Source organism: Aurantimonas litoralis, assembly GCF_026153195.1.
GTDB classification, from domain to species: domain Bacteria; phylum Pseudomonadota; class Alphaproteobacteria; order Rhizobiales; family Rhizobiaceae; genus Aurantimonas; species Aurantimonas coralicida.
In genome coordinates, this window is record NZ_JAPFBM010000006.1 from 142,590 (window position 1) to 159,153 (window position 16,564).

Sequence of the window (16,564 nt, forward strand, 5' to 3'; positions counted from 1 at the left end):
CGGGCAATGCAGACCGCATGGCTATCTCCGACGAGATCGCGGTCGAGCTTCTGGGCGTCAACAAGTGGTACGGGGAATTCCACGTGCTGCGTGACATCAACCTGACCGTGCGCCGCGGCGAACGGATCGTCATCTGCGGGCCGTCGGGCTCCGGCAAGTCGACGATGATCCGCTGCATCAACCGGCTGGAGGAACACCAGAAGGGCACCATCACCGTCGACGGGATCGAGCTGACCAACGATTTGAAGAAGATCGACGAGGTGCGCCGCGAGGTCGGGATGGTGTTCCAGCACTTCAACCTCTTCCCGCATCTGACGATCCTGGAAAACTGCACGCTGGCGCCGATCTGGGTCCGCAAGATGCCCAAGAAGAAGGCCGAGGAGGTGGCGATGCACTACCTCTCGCGCGTGAAGATCCCCGAGCAGGCCCACAAATATCCGGGCCAGCTCTCCGGCGGCCAGCAGCAGCGCGTGGCCATCGCCCGCTCGCTGTGCATGAGCCCGAAGATCATGCTGTTCGACGAGCCGACCTCGGCGCTCGATCCCGAGATGATCAAGGAAGTGCTCGACGTCATGGTCGGGCTGGCGGAAGAGGGCATGACGATGCTGTGCGTCACCCACGAAATGGGCTTCGCGCGGCAGGTGGCCAATCGCGTCATCTTCATGGATGCCGGCCAGATCGTCGAGCAGAACGAGCCGGAAGCGTTCTTCACCAATCCCGAGCACGAGCGCACCAAGCTCTTCCTGTCGCAGATCCTGCACTAGGACGCTGACGACACTGCGCGGCCAATAGCGGCCGCGCAGCAGGCCGATAGAGCAGGGCGGACGGCGCCGGCCTGCCCGGTGCCGTTCCTCCGCCACGGCCACGGAACCTGATTGTGATCAGGCCGTTGGTGCATATCTGACCCGAGGGGATGCGCCATTGTCTGAACGATCGAGCGAGGGGCGTGAAGACAAGCGTTCCACCACCCTGTCCCCGACGATCGGCCTCGTCACCAACCAGCATATCGAAGCCGGCCCGCGCTGGGCGGTGATCGGCATCTTTTTCATCCTGTTGTTCGGGGCGCTGTATCTGACGGCGAGCTTCGTCCTGCCGGTGATCATCGCGCTGCTCTTCGCGCTGGTGATGAGCCCGGTGGTGCGGTTCATGCGGCGGCGGCTGAAGATCTGGGAGCCGATCTCGGCTTTCTTCCTCGTCGTCGGCGCACTGGTGACGATGGTGCTCGGCTTCTACATGCTGAGCGACCCGATCACGAACATCGTCAACGACGCGCCGCGCTACGCCGCCGCCGTGGACCAGGAACTGCGCTCGGTGCAGGAGCGGTTCGCCCGGCTGGAGGCGGCACAGCAGAATGTCGAGCAGGCCGCGGGGCGGAATGCGCCCAATGACGGCCAGCCCGACGAGGTCGTCGTCAAGAACCCCGGGCTGCTGGACAATGTGACCACCGCCGCGCCGCAGATCGTCGCCTCGGTGGGCTTCTCGTTGGTCTTCCTGTTCTTCCTGCTGGCGTCGGGCGACCTCTTCTACCAGAAGCTCGTCCGCGCCATGCCGACCCTGTCGGACAAGAAGCGGGCGCTCAACATCGCCCACGAGATCGAGCGCGAGCTGTCGCGCTACCTGTTCACGATCACGCTGATCAACGTCACCCTTGGCCTCACCATCGGCACGCTGCTCTGGTGGGTCGGCATGCCGACGCCGATCATCTTTGGCGCGCTGGCGACGCTGTTGAACTTCATTCCCTATATCGGCGCGCTGATCGGCATGTTCCTCGTCGGCGTCATCGCGCTGGCCGAGTTCGGCAGCCTGTCCAACGCGCTGGCGCCGGTGCTGGTCTATCTCGCCTGCACGACGGTGGAGGGCCAGCTCGTGACCCCGATGATCGTCGGCCGCCGGCTGGAGATGAACGCGGCCGCGGTCTTCCTGTCGGTGGCGTTCTGGGGCTGGATCTGGGGCGTCGTCGGCATGTTCCTGGCCGTGCCGGTGATGGTCGCCCTCAAGGTGCTGGCAAGCTATGTCGAGCCCCTCGGACCCTTCGGCGATTTCTTGTCGGTCGGCTCCAAACGGCCGACGAACGACGACGACGACTGACGGGTTTGGCGGCGGGTCGGTCCGTCCCCATCCCATCATTGCGGATACGAAAAAGGGCGGCCCGAGGGCCGCCCTTTCTTTGTCCGGGTGTGACCGTCCAGCCTAGCGCTGGGCGGTGTTGACCGGCTTGACCAGCGGGGTGATGCGCCGGACGGTGACCCGCCGGTTCTCGCGGTTCTCCGCCTGGGTATCGACCTTCAGGTCCTGCTCGCCATAGCCCTGGGTGACGAGGTTCTCCGGCGGCACGTCGAAATACTGGGTCAGTGCCGTGGCGACGCCGTCGGCGCGCCGGTCGGAGAGGGCGAGATTGGCCCGCTCGCTGCCCACCGCGTCGGTATGGCCTTCGATCAGGAAGGTCTCGTCCGGGTTCTCGGCAATGACCCGTGCGATGGCATCGGCCAGCGCCTGCAGGTCGCCGACTTCCTCCTGGGTGATCTCGGCCGACCCGAAGTTGAAGTTGATCGTGCTGAGATCGATGCGGCGCACCTTGTCCCGCACGCGCTCCGACCGGCGGACCTCGTTGAGGGAGTAGATGCGATCGACGGTCTCGACGGGCGGGGCGACGATGGTCCGGTAGTAGAGCTCCTCGTCGGGATCCGTCACGTCGACGATGTAGTCCTCGCGCGGGATGCGCAGGTCGAGCGGCGGCAGGTCGGCGCCCACGTCGCTGTAGTAATAGTCGTCCTGACGCTCGTCATCCTGATACGGATCGTAGAACAGCACGACTTCGCTGCCGTCCGGCATGATGCGCGAGCGGCGCACCACGTCGCCGTAGCGGTTGGTGATCGTGACCACCTGGACGCCGTTCGGCCGGACCACCGTCTCGCGGGTGCGATCGCCGCGCAGGCGGTCGTAATAACGCTCCTGCGCATCGACCGCGATGCGGTCGTCGTCATTGCCGCGGATGAAATAGGCCGCAGCCCCGCCGGCGAGCGCCCCGACGGCACCGGCACCGACGATCGACAGGATGTCGCGATTGCCGACGCGGTCGACAACCTCGACGCCCGGCGGCAGCGGCGCCTGCTGGTTGACGGTGGTGTTGTTCACGACGGTGTTGTTGGTGGTCGTGCTGTTGTTGATCACCGTGTTGTTCGTCGTGGTGCTGCCGGCACTGCCGTCCGCCGCGGCGGCGTTCGGCGCCTCGATCCGTTCGCCTTCCTCGGCGGTGATCGGGGTCACCTCGACCGGCTCGGCGAGCTGCTGGACGCGGGCATCGCTCGCAGCGACCCCGCCTTCCGGCACGGCCTCGGTCTGGACGGATTCGTCCACCGCTTCCGGCTGCGATTCCGGCGCGGTCGGCTCGGGCTGCGCGGCGGTCTCGGCGGCGGGCTGCTCTTCGGCAGCGGGCTGCTCGCCGGCAGCAGGCTGCTCCCCGGTTGCCGCATCGGCCGGCTGGTCAGGCGACGTTTCCGCCGGCTGTTCGCCGGTGTCGGTCGCGGGCTCAGCGTCGTCGGTCGGGGCAGTGATGTCGCCGTCGGTGCTCTCCGGCACCGCTGCATCAGCAGGGGCGTCCGGCTGTGTCTCGGCGGCCGGCTCCGCCGGCGTGGCGTCGGCATCCTCTGCCGCAGGCGCTTCGGGTGCCACGTCCTCAGGCGCGGCTTCCGCCGCAGGGTCGGACGGGGCCTCGGCCTCGGCGGCAGGCTCCTCTACCGGCGTCTCGGCTGCCGGTTCGCTGGCCTGCGGCTCGGCTGCGGGAGTTTCCTCGGCAGGTTCCGCCGGGACTTCGGCCTCGACCGGAGCCGCTTCCTCGGGAGCCGGCTCAGGCTCGGCCTCCGGTGCTTCGGCCTGGGGCTCTTCCGCCTGAGGCACTTCAGCGGGAGCTTCGGCTGTCGGCTCAGGTGCGACGGGTTCTGCGGGCGCTTCGGCCGGCGGTGCCTCGGGTTCCGGTGCCGGCTCGGCCGGCGGCTCCTCGACGGGAGCGGGCTGCGGCTCGGCGGCGGGCTCCTCGACCGGTGCGGCTTCCTCTACCGGGGCGGGTTCCTGCGCAGCCGGAGCTTCCGGCGCGGGGGCCGCATCCTGCGGCAGCAATTCCTCGGCCTGCGCGACGCGGATGGTTGCCGCCTCCTGGGCGTAAGCGGCGATGGGCCCTGAGAGGGCTGTCGAGGCCGCCAGCGCGGCGACACCGACGAACCTGCCGGTCCTGTTACTTTTCGGCATGTAAATGACCTTTTCGAAACCGTCCCTTGCAGCATTGAGAGGTCGCACGGCCGGTTTCGCGGTCCAGTGCCAGTCCTCCCGCCCGCCATGGATGCCGACCGGCTGGCCGGTGCACCCATGTCGAGGCGAGGCAGGAACGTTCCACCGGTGCCGCTGTTCCGCGACGGGCGGTGTCCGGCTGATTAATCCTTGGGCGGGCGCCAGTCGTAGAGCCAGGCGAGATCGCCGGCGAGGCTGGCCGCCGAGCGCGATGCCAACACCGCATTGCGGCCGAGGCTGAGCGGAAATGGCAGGTGATAGACGAAGCGGTGAAAGCCGACCCGCGACCGGACCCTGTCGATCCGGGGCCGCCGCTCTGTCTCGTAGCTTCGTAATGCATCGCTCAGGTCGGAGGCGCGGTCGAGATGGGCGGCCAGCACCGCCGCATCCTCGATGGCCATGGCCGCGCCCTGCGCCGCATAGGGCAGCATGGCGTGCCCCGCATCGCCGATCAGGACCAGGCGGTCATCGAGATGGCGCCAGGGCCGAGCGCCGGGCACCGCTTTCAGCGGCCAGGCGGTGAAACCGTCGACCGACGCGATCATCGTGCCGAGCCGGCGGTCCCATCTCGAAAAGCGCGCCGGAAGCTCTGCCGGGTCCGCCGAGCCGCCCGCAGGCTCGATGAGGACGAGATTCGTCTCCCTGCCGCCGGCGATGGGGTAGGCCACCGCATGACGCCGTGGCCCCAGCCAGGCTTCGATACCGGCAGGCTGCATGGTTGCGCCGTCGGCAACACGGCCGCGCCAGGCGAGGGCGCCCGTCGCCGCCGGTCCGCCCATGCCGAGCCGCAGGGCCGTGGGCGAGTTCACGCCGTCCGCGGCGATGACGAGCGGCGTCTGCAGGATCTCGGTGCCGTCGGGGCTGATCGCCTCGACGCGCAGATCGCCGCCGTCCCGTCCGATGGCGCCGATGTCCCGCCCGAGCCGAAGATCGATCCGGCTCGAGGCTGCCGCGGCGCGTGCGAGCCAAGCCTGGAGATCGGCGCGGTGAATGGAAAGGTAGGGCGTTCCGTTGGCCGAACTCACCGGTACCGACGCGATCGCACGCCCGGTCCGGGCGGCATGCAGGGTGACCGTTTCGGCGACCGTGCCGCGCGCCTTCAGATCGTCCAGATCGCCGAGACGGGCGAGAACCCGCAGCGCGTTGGGCGACAATTGCAGGCCGGCCCCGACCTCTTCCAGCCGGGGGGCACGCTCGACGACGATGCAGGGACGATCGCGGCGCGCCAGTTCCAGCGCCATCGTCAGGCCGGCCATGCCGGCGCCGATGATGACGACCGGCCGCGTCCGGTCGATGGCGCCTATGTCAGGCGGCCTTCTCTTCGAACTGGCAGCCGGGGGGAATCGTGTCCCAGCCCTTCAGCGAGGAATTGTAGCGGTAGAGGGTCGAGCAATAGCTGCAGACCATCTCACCCTCGTCGCCCATGTCGAGATAGACATGCGGATGGTCGTGCGGCGGGTTGGCGCCGCAGCACATGAATTCGTTGACGCCGACCTCGATCAGATCATGTCCGGCATCGTTCTGGAAATGGGGGATCGTGTGCCCGGCCATTGCGGCTCGCCCTCGGCTCGGTTGCGCTATGGCGCGGACCATAATGGCGCCGGTCGCGAATGAACAGGGGGTGGCGAAACCTCCGTCATGGCTCTAATGCGCCTGTGACGTCCGATCGGAAAAACATGAGAATGGCAGCCATGGACACCTTCACCAGCGACGGTCTGCAACTGGCCTTCACCGATACCGGCGAGCGCGACCGGCCCGCCGTGCTGCTCGTCCACGGCTTCGCTTCGTCGATGCGGGTGAACTGGATCGACACGGGCTGGGTGAAGACCCTGAACGAAGCCGGCTACCGCGTCCTCGCCTTCGACCATCGCGGCCATGGCCAGAGCGCCAAGCCGCAGGACGAGGCGGCCTACACGCCACAGAAGATGGCCGGCGACGTGGTCAACCTGCTCGATCATCTCGAGATCGGCGAGACCGTGATCTTCGGCTATTCCATGGGGGCGCGCGTGTCGGCCTTCACCGCGCTGGCAGCGCCTGAGCGCATCTCGAGGATCGTCTTCGGAGGTCTCGGCATCGGCCTCGTCGAGGGCGTCGGCGACTGGGATCCGATCGCCGCAGCGCTGCTGGCGCCGTCCCTCGACGACGTGACCGATCCGCGCGGCCGCATGTTCCGAGCCTTTGCCGACCGCACCCGCAGCGACCGGCATGCGCTGGCCGCCTGCATCTCCACCTCGCGGCAGGAACTGACCGACGCGGAGGTCGGGCGGATCGACCAGCCGACATTGATCGGCGTCGGCACCACCGACGACATCGCCGGTTCGCCCGACGCGCTCGCCGCCCTGATGCCGAAAGCCCGGGTCTTTGCCATCGAGGGCCGGGACCACATGCTTTCGGTCGGCGACCGCACCTTCAAGGCGGAGGTCCTGCGCTTCCTGGGCGAAGCCGCGTGACCACGCGCCGTGTGGAATGGGCGGGGGCCGGCGGCCATCGTCTCGTCGCCGACCGTCCGGCGGCGGACGGCCATCCGGTGCTGCTGCTGCACGGCGGCGGGCAGACCCGGCAGGCCTGGTCGCATGTCGCGGGTCGGATGGCCGGGCGCGGCCTGTCGCCGATTGCCGTGGACCAGCGCGGCCATGGCGACAGCGAATGGATCGCCGGCGGCGGCTACAGCTTCTTCGATTTCGGCGCGGATGCCGGCGCGCTGGCCGATGCGATCGCCGTTCAGGCCGGCGCGAAGCCCGTGGCGGTCGGTGCTTCGCTGGGCGGCATCGCCAGCCTGCTGGCGCAGGGGGAGGCTGACCGCTTCGCCGCGCTGATCCTCGTCGACGTGACGCCGAGCCTCAACGAGGATGGCGTTGCCCGTGTGCACCGCTTCATGACCGACCGTCTGGCCGACGGCTTCGCCAGCCTCGAGGAAGCGGCGGAGGCAGTCGCCGCCTATCTGCCCAACCGGCGGCCTTCGGGTTCGTCGAAGGGCCTGGCCAAGAACCTGCGCCGTTCGGCGGACGGCCGTTATCGCTGGCACTGGGACCCGGCATTCATCGACGGGCCGAACAGCGTCGCCATGCGCCGGGACGCCGCGCGCATCGCAATGATCGCCGCGGCGCAGGCGCTGACCATTCCGACCCTTCTGGTGCGCGGCGGCCGCTCGGACATGGTCACGAGTGCCGAGATCGACGAATTCCGCGCCCTCGTCCCCGCGGCAGAGTTCGTCGACATCGCCGGTGCGGGGCACATGGTGGCGGGCGACCGCAACGACGTGTTCGGCGATGCGATCCTCGATTTTCTCACCCGGCACGGCTTTGCAACGCCGACTGGCTGAGGCGCGCACCGAGGCCCCCGCGCGGGCCGATCGCGCCGCCGCAACGCAGCGTTCCGCCTCCGCGGCTTCCCCTGACGGCTTCGCGCGCCTATCTTTGACACTGACCAGGCGCCGTTTGGGCGCATCCCGACCGGGAGACTTCCATGAGCAGCATGAGCTCGCATTCCCACGAGACCCTTCAGGCCGTCGATCCGATCTGGGCCCAGGTCCGGCTGGAGGCAGAGGACGTCGCGGCGCGTGAACCGGTTCTGTCCGGCTTCGTCTATCCGACGATCATCAACCAGCGCAGCCTCGAAGCGGCGCTGATTCATCGCGTGTCGCAGCGGCTGGACCATCCGGATCTGCCGGCGGTGACCATCGCCCAGGCCTTCGCCGACATGCTGGATGCCGACGACAGCTTCCGCGCGACGCTGCGTACCGACATCCAGGCGGTCTACGACCGCGATCCGGCGTGCGAGCGCTATCTGGAGCCGCTGCTCTACTTCAAGGGCTTCCACGCCATCCAGACGCACCGGCTGGCCCACTGGCTGTGGAACGCCGGGCGGCGCGACTTCGCGCTCTATCTGCAGGCGCGTTCGTCGGCGGTGTTCCAGACCGATATCCATCCGGCCTCGCGCATGGGGCGCGGGATCTTCCTCGATCACGCGACGGGGCTGGTCGTCGGCTTCACCGCCGTGATAGGCGACAACGTCTCGATTCTTCAGGACGTCACGCTCGGTGGCACCGGCAAGGAATTCGGCGACCGCCATCCGAAGATCGGCAGCGGCGTCCTGATCGGGGCAGGTGCAAAGATCCTCGGCAATATCCGCGTCGGCGAATGCTCGAAGATCGCGTCGGGTTCGGTGGTGCTGAAGGAAGTGCCGCCGCATACCACCGTGGCCGGCATTCCCGCGCGGGTCATCGGATCGGCCGGCGATTGCGACGAGCCGGCCCGGGCGATGGACCAGTGCTTCGAACGGAACGACTGAGCGGCGTCCGAGGATTGAAACGAGTGACCGGCGCCTAGCTACAGGCGTCCCAGACGATCCAGGAGAATGCTGTGAAGCCCGACGAAATCCGCAAGCTCGAAGCCTACCTCAGGAGCAGCTTCAAGACCGCCGACATCAAGGTCCGCGCGCTGCCGAAGAGTGCCGACTCGGCGGAAGTCTATCTCAACGACGAATTCGTCGGACTGCTCGCGAAGGATACCGAGGAGGGCGAATTGTCCTACCACCTCACCATGACGATCCTGGACATCGACCTCGAGTAGACGCACCCGACGATTCGACCCGGCAAACGAAAGAGCCGGCCGTGAAAGCGGCCGGCTCTTCTTTGTTATGCCTGTCAGGCCCCGCGCCGGGCTCGCCTCAGCGAACGCTGCCGACCAAGAGGTTGCGGTCGTCGGCGATGGCCACCCACTTGCCGGCGTTCCGCTCGGACTGGCGCTTGAGATACTGGTAGTCGGTGTCGGTCCACGCCAGGACGCGGTCGTCGAGATTGTCGAGAACGTAGTCGCCCTGGTCGGTGCGCACGGTCAGCACCGCATGGCCTTCGCCGTTGGGCTGGCGCACCACGGTGATCAGCACCGCCGAGGTCGGAATGCCGGCCCGCTCCAGCATGTACTGCTTGAGCAGAACGAAGTCTTCGCAATCGCCCTGGACGGTCGGATAGGACCAGAGCTCCGGCACGCCGTGCATTTCCGCGTCGGTGCGCGGGAAGATGTTGGTGTTGACCGCCGTATTGATCTCGACGATCTGCGCCCAGACTTCGCGGGTCAGCTTGACCACGGCGACCGAGGCGTTGCGGGTACAGGTGCTGGGGTAGCTCTTGCAGAACTCGTAATGGCCGACCGGCTGGGAGGTCTGGCTGGTTGTGGCCATGGCGGGGGCCGCTGCGGCGGTCGTCGTCCCCGCGCCCATGGCGAGGAGGAACCCTGCTGCGATCGCGACCTGCTTGATGACGTTCTGCATGTGCTTTCTCCTCGTTCGTGAGGAGACAATGCGCGTTCCATTTTACTTTGAAGCGAAATGTAGTCACTGCATTTGCATCGAATTTTAGGCGGTTTGTTACCGGATATACTTTCGCGATGTTGAAGCTATCAGGCCAAATTGCAGCGTCGTCGTTTGCCTTTCGGCAACCACGCCGGCGGGGCCGGCAACTTGCGCAGACGCGTCAGGGTGGCGGATAGCGGGGTGGCTGCGCCCGGGACGGGTCGCCAGGCGCCGGGTCCGCCGGGGCTTTCGATGGTGGGATCTGCACGGGAAAGCCGGAATCCGAGGGGATTGCGGGCGGGACAGCACTGGTTGCTATCTGCAACGCCGACGCCGCGCTGTGGACGCCGGCAGGGCCGCCGGACGTGAGCACCGCGCCGTTGTGTGCCTGTTGGCGACGACCCTGTAGCGGCGGCAGCAGGCCGTTCGCTGGCGCCCAGGCGCCTTCGGGAGTGGCCTCAGCTCTTAACGGAGCGCGGCTGGGCGCCTTCGACCCGCCAAAAAAACTTCGGCCACGAACGAAAAAATCGTCCGTGGCCGAGGAAGTGTTGGAAGCAGCCGCCGGATGGCGGCTGCCTGTTCGCCTGGATCAGACGTCGAAGCGGCCCGAGGCGTGGGCCAGCATCGTATAGACCTTGCCGGTGTCCGAGGTGAGGTAGGTCCGGCTGCGGGCATTGTCCGGGTCGCTCTTAGCGATGTCGGCCAGAAGCGTCTCGAAGTCGCCGATATAGCGATCGACCGCGGCACGGAACTCGGTGTCCCGCTGATATTTGCGGCGGATCTCGTCGAAGGTCTGCTGCCCCTTCATCGTGTAGAGGCGCCGGGTGAAGACGTTGCGCTCACCCTTGCGATAACGCTCCCACAATTCGATCGACGCCTTGTGGTCGATCGCCCGGGCGATATCCACCGACAGGGAGTTCAGGGATTCCACCACATGGTCCGGCGAACGGCCTTCCGGCGCCGTCGGGTTGCGGTCCTGGCCCGCGGCAGGTGCTGCCGGCTGGACGGGCGCGTTGTCATCCTCATCCTGCGACGCGCGGCGCAGAAGGTCGGAGACCCAGCCGCCGGGCTCGCCGGTTCCACGATCGGCGGCCGGCTCGCTGCGCGCAGCGCTCGGTGCCGATGCGACGGGACGGGCCGGAGCACGCAGCGGTGCCGCGGGCGTGCGCTGCTGCGCCGGTGCCGGTGCGGTACGGGCCGGGGCTTCGCTCCGCGGCTCGGCGGCCGGGGCCTGTGCACGCGGCGGCGTGTCGTAGTTCGAGCCACGCAGATCGTGCGCCAGATTGCCGTCGGTCATGAAGGACGCTGCGATCTGGTCCTCCACATCCTGCTCTTCCTCGGCGGTGAACACCGGGGCCTCGGGCTGGCGTGCCACGGCGGCCGCTGCCGACTGCCGCGGTGCGGACTGGCTGTAGCTCGGCGCCGCGGTCCGGGCCCGCGGCTCGGCGGGCGACTGGCTCCGCTCGGGGCCACGGCTCGACACGTCGAAGGCGCGTCCCGAATGCGAGACGACATCCGACAGGTCCCGCAGGGCGCGGATCTGGTCGGCGACGGCACGGCGCATGGCCTCGGTGCTCTCGCGCGCCTCGTCCGGCAGCTCGAACACGCCGCGCTTGATGTCGGCGCGCGCCGTTTCCAGCTCCTGGCGGATTTCCTCGGCAGTGCGACGGATCTCCGCGGTCGCGCCGTCGAAGCGCGCGCTGGCGTCCTCGATGACCGACTGGATCGCCTGACGCATCGCCTCGGCGGTGGCGCGGGAGCGCTCTTCCGTCGTCTGAAGCTGACGGTCCGCCTCGACCAGCGTCTCGCCCATCTCGGTCGACAGACGCGAGGAGATGAGGCGCGAACGCTGCTCGGTGCGATCGAACAGGCCGCCCATCAGTTCCTCGAAGGAATGGAGCAGCGAGCCGATCTCCTCGGAGCGCTTGACAAGACCTGCCGACAGTTCCTCGATGCCGCCATGGCCGGCTTCGAGGGTCGCGCGGAGGTTGGCTTCGCCGGTCTCGATGAGCCGGACCGCCTCGCCGAGGACCGTTCCGTGATCCTGGAAGCGGTCGGCGATCGCAGAGACCTTGGAGAAGGCCGTCATGGACAGCTTGTCGAGACGTTCGACATTGCTCTCCAGGAGGCGCGAGGACAGCGAGATCGAGTTGGAGGCTTCCTCCGTCTCCTGGCTGAAGCGGGCGCCGGATTCGCGCAGCGTCTGATCGATCGCGCCGAGGTTTTCAACAGCTTCGTCGACGAGGCCGCGCAGCGAGCCGCTGGTCTGGGACAGCCGGCCGACCAGCGAACCGATCTCCTGCTGCAGGCTGTCGCGGATGTCGGACACGGCGCCGACGGCGCTGGCGGTCTTCTCCTCGAAGCTGCCGATAATGTCGCCGGAGGAGCGGTTGAGGGTTTCCACCACTTCGCTCGCACGGCGGCCGAGGGCCGAGACCAGCGCCGCATTTTCGCTGCGCAGCTTGTCGGACGCGTCGCGCGTCGTCGTCTCGATCATCCGGGCGAGTTCGGTGCCGTTCTCGCCGAGGCGCTCGAACACCGGCCGGGCTTCCTCGTCGAGGATGCGGCTGATCTCGGCGCTGCGCGAGCTGAGCAGCGTCGCGAGGGTGCGGGTCCGCTCGTCGATATCCTCGCCCATGACACGAGCCCGTGCCGCGATGATGCGGTCGGCTTCGCCCATGCGGGTCGACAGGTCCTGACCCAGCGAGCCGGCACTGTCGAGAAGCTCCTGGCGGGCCCGCTCGGTCTCGAGCTGGATCGCGGCGGAGATCGACGCGAACTGGCTGGCCAGTTCACCGCCTTGGGCGAGCATCAGCTCGCGGGCGCTCTCGGCGTCGCGGCTCAGGGTCTGGGAGGCGTTGTCGACATCGCCGCGCAGCTGCGTGGCCACGGCGTAGACGCCGTCGCGCATCGACTGCGAGGCATTGGCCAGCTCGTCGCGGATGAGGCGGGTCGCCTCTTCGAGTTCGCCGCGCAGGGCGTTGCTGGCCAGCATTTCCGAGAGCTGAGTCGTGACGCCGCCAAGCTCCTCGCTGAAGCGTTCGGCGCGCTCTTCCAGGGTCGCGGCGACCCGTTCGGTCTCGCCGCGGATCTGGTAGGAGGCGCCCGAGAGGCGGCGGGTGAAGCCTTCGGTGTTCTCGCGCAGCGCCACTTCGGCCGCTTCGGTCATTTCGCGCATGCGTGCCGTGGCCGCTTCGACCTGCTCGGCGATCGCGCCGGCGTCAGAGACGAAGCGCTGGCGGCTTTCGTCGCCGGCCGAGCGGATCTGCTCGCTGGCCTCGCCGAACTGGGCGGCGAAGTCGCGGGTGTTGCGCTCGAACTCGCTGGCGATGGTGGTGGTGATGCCGGAGAGGCTGTCGGCCAGCGCAACGCGCTGCCCGGCCAGGCTCTCGCGGACCTCTTCGGTCTCGCTGCGCAGGGTGCCCGAGATCTCGGTGATCGAGCGCGCCAGTTCCTCGGCCTCGGTGGCGAAGCGCGAACGCGACTGCTCCGACAGGGAGCGGATGACCTCGGCGGCGCCGCTGATGTTCTCGGCGATCCGGCCACCTTCGCCGACCAGCGTGGTGCTGGCTTCGGCCGCGCGGCCCGCCAGATCGTCGGCGAGGGATGCCAGCCGCTCGGCCAGACGATCGGCCTCGCCGGCAATGCGCAGACGTGCTTCCTCGCCGGAGGCCTGGAACAGACGGTCGATGCCGGAGACGCTCTCGGCGATCTTCGCGGTTTCGCCTTCGAGGCCTTCGCGGGCCTGCCTGGCTTCGAGACTCATGGCCGTTGTCGCCTCGGCGATCGCGTGACGCAGCGAGTCGGCGATCTTGGCCGTCGAGGTGTTGAGGGTGCGCTCGACATTGCCGAGGCCGCGCTCCAGTGCCGACGAGATGGCGTCGGAGCGCTGGTCGATGGCGCCGGTCAGGTTGCTGGAACCCGATTCGAGCGCGCTGAGCAGGTCGTCGCGGCGCGCTTCCAGCGAGGTCGAGACGTCGCCGACGCTCTGCTCGATGGCCCGGCGCACGTCGTCGGCCCGGTCGCCCAGGGTCGCCGAAGCCGAGCGTGCGGCCTCCTCGACGATCGAGGCGAGGCTGTCGCGCCGCTCTTCGAGGGCCGCCGACAGCCGCATGTCGGCTTCGAACAGCGCTTCGGTCATGCCGTTGACGCGCTCTTCGATCGCCGCGGCGATCGACGTGCGGCCGGCTTCGAATTCCTGGCTGATCCGCGCGGTGCGTTCGTCGAGGCCGTCGAGGATCGAGTTCTGCGAGCCGTCGACCATGCCGTGGATGGCGGCCATCCGCTCGTCGAGCCCGTCGATGAGGACGGTGCGGGCTTCCTCCAGCAATCCGCGCATGGCGGCGGTGCGGGCATCGAGGCCCTCGGTGACGCGCATGACGCGCTCGTTGACTTCCTCGTTCAGCGTGGAGGTGCGGCCGTCGAGTTCGCCGATCAGGCTGTCGCGGCCTTGCTCCATGACGGTGCGGATCCGGTCGAAGCGGCCGTCCAGGCTCTGGCCCAGCGACGCCTCGACGGATTCGGCCGCGCTGCGCAGATGGCTGGTGCGCTCTTCGAGCCCTTCCACGACCATGGACAGGGCATTCTCGATCGCGACGAGCTGCGCGCCGGCATTGATGGCGATGTCGTCGCCGAAGGACTGGGTCCGATCGGCCATTTCCTGGCGCAGGCGCTCGGTCTGGCTGTCGACGTCGCCGACGATCGCGGTGCGCGATTCCTCGACCACGTTGCGCAGGGCCTGAACCCGCTCGGACAGGTCGTCCGCCACCTGGCGGACGGCGTCGTCGAACCCGCCGGTGATACCCGCGATGCGCTCGTCGAGCGCCGAGAGAAGGGCGCCGTGGGTTTCTTCCGACAGTGAGCGCAGGACGCTGGTGCGCTCGTCGAGCGTGGTGCGGATGGCGGCGTGACGGTCGTCGAGACCGGCGAGCAGTGCATCCTGCGCGCTTGCCATCTGGGTCTGGTTGGCGGCGATGCGATCGGCGAGGCCGGCGGTCAAATTACCGGTCCGGGCGTCGATGTCGCCGATCAGGCGGCCGCCCTGTTCCTCCAGCCCGCTGATGAAGCGGACGGATTCCGACTGCAGCGACTGGTGGAAGCGGCCGACCCGGTCGGCCAGAAGGCTGGCGATAGCGTCGATCCGCTGGTCAAGCCCGTTGACCAGGCCGTCACGGCTGTCGGCGACGAGGCTTTCGATGGCCTCGCGGCGCTCGTCGAGAAGACGGGCCATTTCGCGGGTCTTCTCGTCGACGCCCTCGGCCATGGCGCCCTGGGCGCTGCCGACGAGGCTTTCCATCTTGGCGACGGTCGCCTCGATGGCCTGGGTGAGCGAGGCTCCGCGATCGTCCAGGCTGCCGATGAGGCTCTGCTGGGAGAAGGCGAAGGCGGCTTCGATGTCCTCGCTGTGGTCGGCAATGCTTTTCTCGATGGCGCCGACGCGCCCGTCGAGGGCGGCCCGCAGGCCTTCGGCGCTGCGTTCGACCATGGCCTCGATTTCCTCGCGGCGCTGCCCGAGCAGCTCCTCGAGGCGCGCGGCGGTCCGCTCGAGCGCGGCATCCATTTCGCCGGCCCGCGCCTGGATGTTCTCGACGCGGCTGTCGCTGGCGAGATCGAAGGCGAGAAGGCGATCGTCGAGCGTACCCGCAAGCATGCCGGCGCGTTCGTCCATGATGGCGTTGAGGCCCGCAATCCGCTCGTCGAAGAGGGTGCGGAGCTGGCCGGTGCGTTCCTCCAGTGCCGACTGGCTGAGCGTCACGGCATCGCCGGCGCGCATCGTCAGTTCGGTATGGCCGCGCTCGAAGGCGTCCATGATCTCCCGCGAGCGCTCGGCAAGGGCGCCGGCAAACTCCTGCGAGCGTTCGGCCAGCACCTGCGAAACGCGGTCGGTCGACCGGTCGACGGCCTCGGCCCGCGCCTCGATGGTGGCAACCAGCGAACCGCCGGTCTCGGTCAGCGTGTGATCGATCGCCGCCAGGCGGCTGTCGAGATCGCCGAGGGTGCGGCTGGACGTGTCGGACAGCATCCGCGCGGCCTGTTCGGTGCGCTCGCCGAGGCTCGATTCCAACGTCTGCAGGAAGCGGCCGGATTCCTCTTCGAGCCGGTTGCGGCGGCTGTCGATGTCCTCGGTCAGGCTGGACAGGAAGAGACCGTTCTTCTCGCCGATCTCGCGCATGCGGGTCTCGAACGCCTCGTCGAGGCTCGCCAGGAAGGTCTGGCTGTCCATCGCGAGACCGAGCGAACGGTCGTCGAGAACGCTGGTGAGGTCGGCAAGGAACTTCTCGCTCTCGCCGGCGACCACTTCGCCGCGCGCCTTGAGCAGGCCGGTGACCGCATCGCCCGATGCGGACAGGCGGGCGGTGATGTCGTTGCCGACGTCGGACAGACGGCCGACGAAGCCGTTCGAGCGCTCGTCGATCTCGCGCAGGCGTTCCTCGAACGCGCCGTCGAGGCTGGACAGGAAGGTCTCGCCGTTCATGGCGATGCCGATGGCGCGGTCGTCGAGAACGCCGGTGAGGTCTGCGAGGAACTTCTCGCTCTCGCCGGCGACCGCGTCGCCCTGCGCCTTGAGGAGGCCGGTGACCGCATCGCCCGATGCGGAGAGGCGGGCGGTGATGTCGTTACCGACGTCGGAGAGGCGGCCGACGAAGCCGTTGGAGCGTTCGTCGATCTCGCGCAGGCGTTCCTCGAACGCGCCGTCGAGGCTGGACAGGAAGGTCTCGCCATTCATGGCGATGCCGATGGCGCGATCGTCGAGAACGCCGGTCAGGTCGGCGAGGAACTTCTCGCTCTCGCCGGCAACCGCTTCGCCGCGTGCCTTGAGGAGACCGGTGACCGCGTCGCCGGATGCGGAGAGGCGGGCGGTGATGTCGTTGCCAACGTCGGAGAGGCGGCCGACGAAGCCGTTGGAGCGCTCGTCGATCTCGCGCAGGCGTTCCTCGAACGCGCCGTCGAGGCTGGACAGGAAGGTCTCGCCATTCATGGCGATGCC

The 16,564-nt window shown here is 68.3% G+C and carries 11 protein-coding genes; 6 read left to right on the forward strand and 5 right to left on the reverse strand.

Annotated features, from left to right (window positions below):
- Positions 1–17: 17 nt before the first annotated feature.
- Positions 18–764, forward strand: a complete 747-nt coding sequence (locus tag N7I30_RS14525; RefSeq protein ID WP_187391889.1) for an amino acid ABC transporter ATP-binding protein — start codon at positions 18–20, stop codon at positions 762–764.
- Positions 765–921: 157 nt separating this feature from the next.
- Positions 922–2,088 carry an AI-2E family transporter gene (locus N7I30_RS14530; protein ID WP_024350559.1) on the forward strand — a complete coding sequence of 389 codons (1,167 nt, stop codon included), beginning with the start codon at positions 922–924 and terminating at the stop codon, positions 2,086–2,088.
- A 102-nt stretch (positions 2,089–2,190) separates the two neighbouring features.
- Here the strand turns inward: N7I30_RS14530 and N7I30_RS14535 are convergent, their stop codons facing one another.
- The 3 genes from N7I30_RS14535 to N7I30_RS14545 all read right to left on the reverse strand — a co-directional run bounded on the left by N7I30_RS14535 (position 2,191) and on the right by N7I30_RS14545 (position 5,835).
- Complete coding sequence (locus N7I30_RS14535; RefSeq protein WP_498639793.1) at positions 2,191–4,245, reverse strand: OmpA family protein; 2,055 nt, start codon at positions 4,243–4,245, stop codon at positions 2,191–2,193.
- A 182-nt stretch (positions 4,246–4,427) separates the two neighbouring features.
- The gene (locus N7I30_RS14540) at positions 4,428–5,588 is read right to left on the reverse strand and encodes an FAD-dependent monooxygenase (protein ID WP_498639809.1); all 1,161 of its coding nucleotides are present in this window, start codon (positions 5,586–5,588) and stop codon (positions 4,428–4,430) included.
- Between the two features lies 1 nt (position 5,589).
- Complete coding sequence (locus N7I30_RS14545) at positions 5,590–5,835, reverse strand: zinc-finger domain-containing protein (RefSeq protein ID WP_024350562.1); 246 nt, start codon at positions 5,833–5,835, stop codon at positions 5,590–5,592.
- A gap of 140 nt (positions 5,836–5,975) precedes the next feature.
- On the opposite strand from N7I30_RS14545, the gene N7I30_RS14550 reads away from it, so the two are divergent.
- The 4 genes from N7I30_RS14550 (at position 5,976) to N7I30_RS14565 (ending at position 8,855) form a co-directional block, all read left to right on the forward strand.
- Positions 5,976–6,734, forward strand: a complete 759-nt coding sequence (locus N7I30_RS14550) for an alpha/beta fold hydrolase (RefSeq protein ID WP_498639811.1) — start codon at positions 5,976–5,978, stop codon at positions 6,732–6,734.
- Positions 6,731–7,606, forward strand: coding sequence for an alpha/beta fold hydrolase (locus N7I30_RS14555; RefSeq protein ID WP_498639795.1), 876 nt, complete (start codon positions 6,731–6,733; stop codon positions 7,604–7,606). The genes N7I30_RS14550 and N7I30_RS14555 overlap by 4 nt, the downstream gene beginning before the upstream one ends.
- A gap of 143 nt (positions 7,607–7,749) precedes the next feature.
- Entirely contained in the window at positions 7,750–8,574 is an 825-nt protein-coding gene (gene cysE / locus N7I30_RS14560; protein ID WP_024350565.1) for a serine O-acetyltransferase, read from the forward strand.
- A gap of 71 nt (positions 8,575–8,645) precedes the next feature.
- Positions 8,646–8,855, forward strand: coding sequence for a DUF3126 family protein (locus N7I30_RS14565; RefSeq protein ID WP_024350566.1), 210 nt, complete (start codon positions 8,646–8,648; stop codon positions 8,853–8,855).
- Between the two features lie 97 nt (positions 8,856–8,952).
- Here the strand turns inward: N7I30_RS14565 and N7I30_RS14570 are convergent, their stop codons facing one another.
- The gene (locus N7I30_RS14570; RefSeq protein ID WP_230787491.1) at positions 8,953–9,555 is read right to left on the reverse strand and encodes a transglutaminase-like cysteine peptidase; all 603 of its coding nucleotides are present in this window, start codon (positions 9,553–9,555) and stop codon (positions 8,953–8,955) included.
- A 610-nt stretch (positions 9,556–10,165) separates the two neighbouring features.
- The gene (locus tag N7I30_RS14575) at positions 10,166–16,555 is read right to left on the reverse strand and encodes an apolipoprotein A-IV repeat region-like domain-containing protein (RefSeq protein WP_498639797.1); all 6,390 of its coding nucleotides are present in this window, start codon (positions 16,553–16,555) and stop codon (positions 10,166–10,168) included.
- Between the last annotated feature and the right edge of the window lie 9 nt (positions 16,556–16,564).